The 1,471-nt window shown below is 65.6% G+C and carries 3 protein-coding genes; all 3 read right to left on the reverse strand.

What is annotated here, in order from left to right:
• Positions 1-66: 66 nt before the first annotated feature.
• The gene (locus GY937_00925; GenBank protein ID MCP5055267.1) at positions 67-399 is read right to left on the reverse strand and encodes a hypothetical protein; all 333 of its coding nucleotides are present in this window, start codon (positions 397-399) and stop codon (positions 67-69) included.
• A gap of 154 nt (positions 400-553) precedes the next feature.
• Positions 554-1,090, reverse strand: a complete 537-nt coding sequence (locus GY937_00930; protein ID MCP5055268.1) for a hypothetical protein — start codon at positions 1,088-1,090, stop codon at positions 554-556.
• A gap of 143 nt (positions 1,091-1,233) precedes the next feature.
• Positions 1,234-1,471 (reverse strand): hypothetical protein (locus tag GY937_00935; protein ID MCP5055269.1); only part of this gene is annotated, 238 nt, incomplete at its 5' end.

Genomic DNA, 1,471 nt, shown 5'->3' on the forward strand with positions numbered 1-1,471 from the left:
ACCCGAGTTCGCACCGGTGATCAGGACGCTCTCCACGAGGCACCTCCTTTCGAGGGTTCGCGAAGCCTACACCAGGTTCTGGAGCGTCCCGGTGCTGAGGAGCCTGCTCCACAGCACGATCAGCACGGCCGCCAACAGCAGTTGCAGAACGCGCAAGGTGATGACCCAGCGGCGAAGATCCGAATCGCCGAGACCACGGACCCGTCGCGACCAGTAGAAGCGCGTCAAGCCCGCGCTGGCTCCTACGCCGCCCCGAGGCAGCAAGGTCGGCCGGCCGAGTTCCACCCAGACCTCCCAGTGCCCGTGCCGCAACAGCCGCAGGATACGAGCGGACGTCACGAGGACGGCCGACAGGAGGATCCAGAAGGCATCGAAGGGGGCGAAAGGGAGGACGGGCACGTCCCTGTGGGTGCCGTCTCTGGTTCCCGAGGTGACGCAAGAGAATGGGTCCGGGCTCAGGTTGGCACCACGCCGGCCTGGGCGGCACACCGCGGGACGATGACGCTGGCCCTCTCAGGCCATCTCGCCCGGCCTCGGCCATCGGCGCTGTTCTCTACGGTGTATAGATTGGCATCGACACGGGGCCGCTCGGGACCAAGACCATCTGATCCGGATTCGCCAACACGGTCTTCGAGTTCCTGAGCCCGTGACCATGGCCATGGCGGTGTTCCTGGAGCTTCTGAAGGCCCGCCGGAAGCGCTGCAAGCCCTGCGAGTTTGGCGTCGATGCCTTGCAGCTTCGGCGCCATGACCTCCATGACCTCCATGACCTTCTGGCGAAACGCTGCGTCGGAAAGCTGGCCCGTCGCTCCCGGAAAGGCGGGACTGGTCGCGCGAGGCTGCTTGCCTCGGTCCGCGCGAGGTTGGACTTGTACCTGCTTCGGCCTCGTTCGGTTCGCCTTCTCCAGCGCGCCCAGTCGCGCCCGCAGGGCGTCGAGTTCATTGCGCATCAGATTCATGCTTCGGGAAACGTCTGCGGAGGGAGCGGCAATCGTTCTCGAACTGTCCAGTGTCCGTTCCCCCGCCAAGGCGAAGGTCGCCCCGAGCAGGAGCAGGAATGCGAGCGAGAGGGCCGTCGGGCGATGGACCATGGGGTCTCCTTCAGCATGCGAGAGGGTCGACTCCAGATGGAGTTCGCATGCCAAGTGTACAACTGCCCACGCGGTCCGTGTTGGTGTCGTTTCCGCGAAACAGGACTGGCGGAGGCGTTTAGTCGCCTCCGGGCTTCGCAGCTTCAGAGAGGCAGCGACGGCCCGAAGCTTCCCCGCATGTGCTCGCACCAGTTGCTGAGCAGCGGATCCTTCGGTAGACCGAGCTTGCGCAACTCTTCGGCGATGGGATGCTCGCCGAGCTCGAGGGTGACGCCCTGTGCTCCGGGCGTCGTGCTCTCGCCGTGCCCGCCCCGCGTGAATTCATTCTTGTGGGGAGCGCCGCTGAGCAGCGTGTAGCCGAGGTTGATGACGTCGGGCGTC

The sequence above is a fragment of the bacterium genome, from assembly GCA_024228115.1.
Taxonomy (GTDB): Bacteria; Myxococcota_A; UBA9160; order UBA9160; family UBA6930.